Below are 7,779 nucleotides of genomic sequence, written 5' to 3' on the forward strand. Positions count from 1 at the left end.
CGATGCGCCCCGAGACACATGATGTGGACCGGTGTCTCGGGGCAACGACCGTGTCTCGCGGCACACTGAGGAGAATCGCATGAGCGAAATGACATTCCGGTTGCCGGATGTCGGCGAAGGCCTCACCGAGGCCGAGATCGTGCAGTGGCGCGTCGCGCCCGGCGACAGGGTCGAGGTCAACGATGTCCTCGTCGAGATCGAGACGGCGAAGTCGCTCGTGGAGCTGCCTTCGCCGTTTGCCGGCACGGTGGGCGAACTGCTTGCGCCCGAAGGCGAGACAGTGATCGTCGGCACGGCGATCATCACGATCGCCGGCGGCGGCGAGGCGCCCGCATCGGTCGTCGGCCAGTCCGAGCACGGTGAGCAGCCTGCCGCGTCCGAAGCGGCGGGCGCAGTGCTGGTGGGTTATGGCACCGGTGAGGCCGCGACCTCCCGCCGCAAGCGTCCCGCCGAGCACACCGAGACGGTCAAGGCCTCGGTCGGAGTCATCGCGAAGCCCCCGGTGCGGAAACTCGCGCGCGACCTCGGCGTCACCCTGTCGGATGTCACGCCCACCGGGCCCGCCGGCGACGTCACCCGCGATGACGTCGTGCGCCACGCCGAGCAGGCCAGCGTCTTCCGCAACATCGCGACGCCGGCCGCTCCGGCGGAACGGGAGCAGACCATCCCGGTGACGGCGGAGCCCGCGATCTCTGTCGCGCAGCCCGGCGATGACCGGCGCGAGGAGACCATTCCGGTCAGAGGCGTGCGCAAGGCGACGTCATCGGCGATGGTGCGCTCGGCCTATAGCGCCCCGCACGTGTCGGTGTGGACCGACGTCGATGCGACCCGCACGATGGAACTCGTCAAGCGGCTGAAAGCCTCGCCCGATTTCGCCGACATCAAGGTCTCGCCGCTGCTGATCGTCGCGCGTGCGGTCATCTGGGCGTCGCGTCGTACGCCGATGGTCAACGCCGCCTGGGTGGACAAGGAGGACGGCAGCGCTGAGATCCGCGTGCGCAACTACGTCAACCTCGGCATCGCCGCTGCGACTCCCCGCGGGCTGCTCGTGCCGAACATCAAGGACGCGCAGGACCTCAACATCCGCGGACTCGCGCGGGCACTCGAGAAACTCACCGTCACGGCCCGCGAGGGCAAGACGACGCCCGCCGATCAGCAGGGCGGGACGATCACGCTGACCAACATCGGTGTGTTCGGAATGGATGCCGGCACCCCGATCATCAATCCCGGCGAGAGCGGGATCGTCGCCATGGGCACGATCCGGCAGAAGCCGTGGGTCGTCGACGGCGAGGTGCGCCCGCGGTTCGTCACGACGGTGTCGGGCTCGTTCGATCATCGCGTGATCGACGGCGACGGCATGAGCCGCTTCATCGCCGACGTCGCCTCGGTGCTCGAGGAGCCCGCACTGCTACTCGACTGAATACCCCGATTTGAGAACGATTATCATTAGTGCATAGAATGATCCTATGCACTCCATGAAAGTTCTCTCGACCGCCGCCCTTCTGGCCGTCTCGGCCCTCGCTCTCGCCGGTTGCGCGGGGGGCGATCCAGGTGACGGTGCCGGCACAGCATCCGACGGCGCCCTCCGAGTCGTCGCCTCGACGAGCGTGTACGGCGACATCGTCCACGCGATCGCCGGAGACGCGGTGGAGGTCACTTCGATCATCAGCTCGAACAGCCAGGATCCGCATGAGTTCGAAGCGAGTGCCGCCGATCAGCTCACGGTCTCGCGCGCTGACCTGCTCGTCGAGAACGGCGGTGGCTACGACGCGTTCATGGACACCCTGATCGAGGCGACGGGTTCTCCGGCTCCCGTGATCACCGCGGTCGAGTTCGCGCATGACTGGCCCGCCGGCGAGACGCCCGCCGGCGATCCGCCCGCCGGCGATGCGCACGCCGGGCACGACCACGTCGAGGGATTCAACGAGCACGTATGGTACGACCCCCACACGATCGAGCACGTCGCCGAAGCGATCGCAGACGAGCTCACGACCCTTGCGCCGGACGACGCGGCCACGTTCGAGTCGGGTCTCGAGACGTTCGTCGCAGGGATCGGCGGACTCGAGACGACGCTTGCCGAAGTCTCGACGGCCCATGCCGGCGAGAAGATCTTCGTCACCGAGCCGGTGCCGCTGTACCTCACTGCGGCAGCGGGCCTTGAGAACGTCACTCCTCAGGCCTTCAGCGAAGCCGTCGAAGAGGGACAGGATGTGCCTCCGGCGACCATGCTCGAGGCCACCCGCATCCTCGAGGCAGGGGATGTGCGTGTCGTCATCGCCAACGCGCAGACCGGAGGCGCGGAGACCACCCAGGTGCTCGACACGGCCGAAGCGCAGAGCATTCCGGTGGTCGAATTCTCGGAGACCCTGCCCCAGGGCTCGACATATCTCGAGTGGATGGCCGACAACATCGCGCAGCTCGCCGATACGCTGTCCCGGTGACCGATGACTCCCACAGCACCGTGCTGCAGATCAGCGGGGCGGCGCTGCGGCGCGGTGACCGCGAACTGTGGTCCGGACTGGACCTGACCCTGGCTCCGGGGGAGCTGATCGCGGTGCTCGGTCCGAGCGGATCGGGGAAGACGACGCTGCTGCACGCGATCCTCGGTCTCGAGCGACTCAGCGAGGGCAGCATCACCGCCCTCGGCGAGCCGGTGCGGCACCGCGGCAACCGGCGTATCGGGTACCTTCCGCAAGCGCGCCCGCTCTCGCACGAGACCGGTATGCGAGGCCGTGATCTCGTGGCACTCGGCGTCGACGGGCACCGTTTCGGTCTGCCCATCCCGCGCAGGAGAGATCGCGCGCGGGTGCAGCACCTGATCGACGCCGTCGGGGCGAGCGAGTTCGCGGACGAGCCCGTCGGCGTGCTCTCCGGAGGCGAGCAGCAGCGCCTGCGGGTCGGCCAGGCGCTCGCCGACGATCCGCGCCTGCTGCTGTGCGATGAGCCGCTCACGAGTCTCGACCTCGCGAATCAGCAGGACGTCGTCCGCTTGATCGACGAGCATCGCCGCAGCGGCGCGGGGGTGCTCTTGGTCACGCACGACATCAATCCGGTGCTCGACAAGGTCGATCGCATCCTCTACATCGCGAACGGCCGGTTCACGCTCGGCCCTCCGCACGAAGTGCTCACCTCCGAGGTGCTCAGCGAGCTGTACGGGGCATCCGTCTTCGTCCTCCGCGCCGGCGGCCGACTCGTCGTGGTCGGCGCTCCCGACGCCGAAGAATCGCACCACTACCACCACGAGGACCCGGAATGAACTGGAGCGACATCGGCGACGCGATGTTCGGCGGCCTCGCGGATTACGGCGACATCCTCTCGCTCGTGCAGAACTCGCTGTGGGCCGGCGCCATTCTGGGCCTCGTCGGCGGTCTCGTCGGTGTCTTCGTCATGCAGCGCGACATGGCCTTCGCCGTGCACGGCATCAGCGAACTGTCGTTCGCGGGGGCTGCCGCCGCCCTGCTGATCGGCGCTGATGTCGTCGCCGGCTCGATCGTGGGCTCACTCGTCGCGGCGGGCCTGATCGGCTGGCTCGGCGCCCGTGCCCGTGACAGGAACTCCATCATCGGCGTGCTCATGCCGTTCGGGCTCGGTCTCGGCATCCTGTTCCTCTCGCTCTACAGCGGACGCGCGGCCGGGCGGTTCAGCCTGCTCACCGGCCAGATCGTTTCGGTCCAGAACGATCAGCTCGGATGGCTGATCGCGATCTCGTCGTTCGTCATCGTCGCGCTGGTGCTCATCTGGCGCCCGTTGCGCTTCGATTCGCTCGATCCTCAGGCCGCCGCCGCTCGCGGTGTTCCCACCGTCGCGGTCTCGCTCGGATTCATGCTGCTGCTCGGTCTCGCCGTCGCCGTCGCCGTGCACATCATCGGGGCGCTGCTCGTGCTGGCGCTCCTGGTCACGCCCGCCGCGGCCGCGATGCGGATCGCGTCCGGACCGATATCGGTACCGCTGCTCGCCGCGCTCTTCGGCATCGTCTCTGCGGTCGGCGGGATCCTCCTGGCCGTCATGGGGACACTGCCGGTCAGTCCGTACATCACCACGATCTCGTTCGCGATCTATGTCGGATGCCGCGTGCTCGGCTCGCGTCGAGGACGCGTCACACGCTGACCGGATCCTCTTCCCACGTCGTCCCGGAAGCCTGCGAGTAGGATTTCCGCCATGGTCCAGCGCAATACGTGGCAGCGCGACCGCGTGCGTGCCGCGCTGTCCGACAACCCCGGGTTCGTCTCCGCGCAGGATCTTCACGCGGCCCTTCGCGATGAGAACACCGGCATCGGGCTCGCCACCGTCTACCGCGCGCTCGCGACCCTCGCCGCCAGCGGTGAAGCCGACCAGCTGCAGTCTCCCGAGGGCGAAGCGCTCTACCGCGCCTGCTCGAGCGCGGGACACCACCACCACCTGATCTGCCGCTCCTGCGGCACGACGGTCGAGATCCAGGCGAGTGACGTCGAGCAGTGGGCGCAGCGAATCGCCGCCCAGCATGGATTCACCCGGGCAGAGCACGTCGTCGACATCTTCGGCCTCTGCGCGAGATGCACGGCGGCGGCGTGAGCAGCACCCGCCAGGAGCCGGTACGTCTTCGCGTGCGCGCGCCGGCCCGTTCGAGGCGCGCCCCCGCGCTGCCGCTGATCGCCGGTGGAGCCGTCGTGGCGGCGCTCATCGTGGTCGCCGTGATCAGCCCCGGTCCGTCCCTCCCCGTCCGGGCGCAAGACGGCCTGACCCTCGCGATCAGCGTGCTCATCGAGTCGCTCCCGTTCGTGGTCCTCGGCGTGCTGCTCTCGATCGTGGTGCAGGTGTGGGTTCCCCCCGGCGCGATAGAGAGGTGGATGCCGCGCCGCGCCTGGGCGCGCCGCGGGGTGCTCTCGCTCCTCGGCATGTTCATCCCCGTCTGCGAGTGTGGCAATGTCCCCTTTGCGCGCGGCCTGCTCATGCGCGGCTTCAGTGTGCCCGAGACGCTCACCTTCCTGATCGCCGCTCCGATCGTCAACCCCATCGTCATCATCACGACACACCAGGCGTTCGGCTTCGACGACGGGGTGCTCGTCGCACGCCTGCTCGGCGGCTTCGCGATCGCCAATCTGATCGGATGGCTGTACAGCCGGCATCCCGACCCGGGCGCCCTGCTCACGGAGCGCTTCGCCGCCGCTTGCGAGCCTTCTGATCCGGGTGCCGGCGACCGCGGTCGCCGCAGTCTCGCGCAGTTCGTGGTCGAACTGCGCGCCGTCATGCCCGCGCTCGTCATCGGATCGACGCTCGCGGGTGCGGTTCAGGTGCTCGTGCCGCGCGAAGCGCTGCTCGCGATCGGATCGAACCCTGCGCTGTCGATCATCGCCATGATCGCGCTCGCGATGATCGTGTCGATCTGCTCGAACGTCGACTCGTTCTTCGCGCTCTCGTTCGCGTCGACGTTCACGCCCGGATCGATCGTCGCGTTCCTGCTGGTCGGGCCGCTCGTGGACGTCAAGATGCTCGCGCTCCTGCGCACCACGTTCCGCACCAGGGTGCTGGTGGGCCTCGTGGCGGTCGTCCTCCTCTCGGCGATCGTCATCGGCGGGGTGGTGAACCTCGTTGTCTGAGCATCTGCTCTCGCGCCTCGGCGCCCGGCTTCTGGGGGTGGGCCTGGCGGCCGCCCTGGCCGCCGTGACGATCGCGCTGGCGCTCACCGGTCAGCTGAGCCTGTACATCAACCCGTCGTCGGCGTGGTTCGCCGTCTCGATGTCGGTGATCGCCCTGCTCGGCACCCTCGCGAGCGTCGCGCTGCCGCTCGGCGCCGAAGCCGACCACGGGCACGACCACGGCGAGACGCGCGCCGGCGTGGACCACGAGCGGGGCGACCCTCAGCGGGGCGACCACGCCCCCCGGCCGCGCACTCTGGGGCTCATCGCGACCGTGACCGGCGGCATCCTCGCCACTGGGACGACCGCGGCGATCCTGCTGACTCCGCCCGCGACGCTTTCGGCCGAGCTCGCGATGTCGAGAGACACCGGTGCGGCACCGCTGTTCCAGGGATCCGACATGATCGCGCTCGCCGCGACCGGCGACACGGCGTCGTTCGGCGTGGCTGAGTGGGCGAGCGTCTTCGCGACCGCGACGAACCCTGGGGCCTTCGACGGCGATGAGGTCACCCTGACGGGGTTCGTCACCCCGGGGGACGGCGGGTTCGCGCTCACACGCCTCGTCATCACGCACTGTGTCATCGATGCGCAGGCGGCGACGGTGCCGATCTCGGTCACGGGAGCACCGGACACCGGGACATGGGTCACCGTGACGGGCACGATCCGCGACATCGAGGGTCGGCTGCAGGTCGATGCGGCGTCGGTCGACGTCGTCGACCAGCCCCAGGACCCGTATGAGTACTGACCGCACGCGGCGCTCGGGCGCCCGGCGGCGCCGTTCGCGCGCTTTCGCCGTCCGCTTCGCGGGTGTCCTCGGCATCCTCGCGGTCCTGGGGGCGGCGGGAGCGGCGGTCTCGGTCGCCCAGGGACCTCGGGTCACCGCCGTCCGGGTCGATCCGGCCGCGGCGATTGCCGCATCCGGATCACGCATGATCATCACGACGACACAGTCGCTGCAGCAGATCACACCGGAGCAGGTCACCGTGACCCCCGCCGCCGGCTTCGCAGTGGACACCTCGGGGCGCAGTGTCGGCATCCGCTTCGCCCTGCCCCTCTGGGACGAGACCGAGTACACGGTCACGATCACCGGCGTCACCGGGATCGGCGGCGGGCCGGAAGCGACGATCGAAGAGTCCTTCACGACCCCCGGGCTGGAAGTCTTCCTTCTGAAGCGCAGCGCCGAAGGCGACACGATCTTCCGCACCGACCTCGTCGGTGACGCCGCTCGGCCGATCTTCAGCCATGAGCACATCGAGGATTTCCGGGCGACGTCGAGCCACCTGGTCGTCTCGACCGTCGACGGCGACGGCTTTTCGCACCTGATCGTCACCGACCTCGACGGCACGAACGAGCGCGACCTTCCGCTGCCCGGCGACGGTGTCGTGTCGAACCTGCAGGGCGCGGAGCGTGGCGACCTCATCGGCTACACCTTCACCGACGCCGAGATCGACGCCGACAGCGGCCGTGAGAGCGCGCTGTTCACGGCCTCGCCGAATCAGGCGCAGGCTGACCAGCAGCCCACGGCGATCGAGCGTCCCGGTGGCGATTCGCGCGTCGACGACTGGCGCTTCGTTCCGGGTACCGACAGCATCGTCATGCTGACCTTCGACGGCGCGCTCACTCTCGCCTCACCCGCGGGTGGCGATCCGGTCGCGCTCGGCAATGCGTTCACGATCGAGGGAATCGCCCGCGGGTCGACCCTCGCCGTCGTCCAACGTGCCGACGGCCCGGTGGCGATCGATCTCGCGACCGCCGAAGAGACCCCGCTCCCGGCGACCGACCCGGGCCTCGGGCAGCTCAACGCGATCACTCCTCTCTCGAGCGGATCGACGCTTCGCGTTCTGGCTCAGCTGACGGGATTCACCGTGACGTCGACCTCGGTGGATGTGGTGGATGCCGCAGGTCTTGCGCGGTCGGTGTTCGCGGTGGACCCGGCCGATACTCTCATCGAGACCTGTGTCGCGCCGAGCGGACGCTACGCCGCCTTCCTCATCGCACCCGACGTGATCAGCAATCCGTATGACGGGTACCTGCTTCCCCTGCCCGCGCGCGTCGAGACGCATGTCGTCGCGCTTGAGGACGGCACCGAGATCGTCGCGCTCAGCGGGTTCGACATCTCGTGGTGCCAGACACCGTCGCGCGGATGATCGCCGAGATGCGTTCC

Annotated in this window: 8 protein-coding genes; all 8 read left to right on the forward strand. The window is 68.9% G+C overall.

What is annotated here, in order from left to right:
* Window positions 1–79 precede the first annotated feature (79 nt).
* The 8 genes from QZV81_RS07565 to QZV81_RS07600 all read left to right on the forward strand — a co-directional run bounded on the left by QZV81_RS07565 (window position 80) and on the right by QZV81_RS07600 (window position 7,762).
* Complete coding sequence (locus QZV81_RS07565; RefSeq protein WP_292835175.1) at window positions 80–1,420, forward strand: dihydrolipoamide acetyltransferase family protein; 1,341 nt, start codon at window positions 80–82, stop codon at window positions 1,418–1,420.
* Between the two features lie 46 nt (window positions 1,421–1,466).
* Window positions 1,467–2,441 (forward strand): zinc ABC transporter substrate-binding protein, encoded by a 975-nt coding sequence (locus QZV81_RS07570; protein WP_363331612.1) that lies wholly within the window; start codon window positions 1,467–1,469, stop codon window positions 2,439–2,441.
* Window positions 2,438–3,256, forward strand: coding sequence for a metal ABC transporter ATP-binding protein (locus QZV81_RS07575; RefSeq protein ID WP_292835178.1), 819 nt, complete (start codon window positions 2,438–2,440; stop codon window positions 3,254–3,256). The genes QZV81_RS07570 and QZV81_RS07575 overlap by 4 nt, the downstream gene beginning before the upstream one ends.
* Entirely contained in the window at window positions 3,253–4,107 is an 855-nt protein-coding gene (locus QZV81_RS07580) for a metal ABC transporter permease (protein WP_292835181.1), read from the forward strand. The genes QZV81_RS07575 and QZV81_RS07580 overlap by 4 nt, the downstream gene beginning before the upstream one ends.
* Window positions 4,108–4,158: 51 nt before the next feature.
* A complete protein-coding gene (locus tag QZV81_RS07585; protein WP_292835184.1) occupies window positions 4,159–4,551 on the forward strand; it encodes a transcriptional repressor in 393 nt (130 codons plus the stop codon).
* Window positions 4,552–4,646: 95 nt separating this feature from the next.
* Window positions 4,647–5,576 carry a permease gene (locus QZV81_RS07590; protein WP_292835196.1) on the forward strand — a complete coding sequence of 310 codons (930 nt, stop codon included), beginning with the start codon at window positions 4,647–4,649 and terminating at the stop codon, window positions 5,574–5,576.
* On the forward strand, window positions 5,569–6,360 hold the full coding sequence (locus QZV81_RS07595; RefSeq protein WP_292835187.1) for a TIGR03943 family protein: 792 nt from the start codon (window positions 5,569–5,571) through the stop codon (window positions 6,358–6,360). Before QZV81_RS07590 ends, QZV81_RS07595 begins: the two co-directional genes overlap by 8 nt.
* Window positions 6,350–7,762, forward strand: a complete 1,413-nt coding sequence (locus QZV81_RS07600) for a hypothetical protein (protein WP_292835190.1) — start codon at window positions 6,350–6,352, stop codon at window positions 7,760–7,762. Before QZV81_RS07595 ends, QZV81_RS07600 begins: the two co-directional genes overlap by 11 nt.
* Window positions 7,763–7,779: the final 17 nt, after the last annotated feature.

This window comes from Microbacterium sp. (assembly GCF_011620665.1).
Classification (GTDB): domain Bacteria; phylum Actinomycetota; class Actinomycetes; order Actinomycetales; family Microbacteriaceae; genus Microbacterium.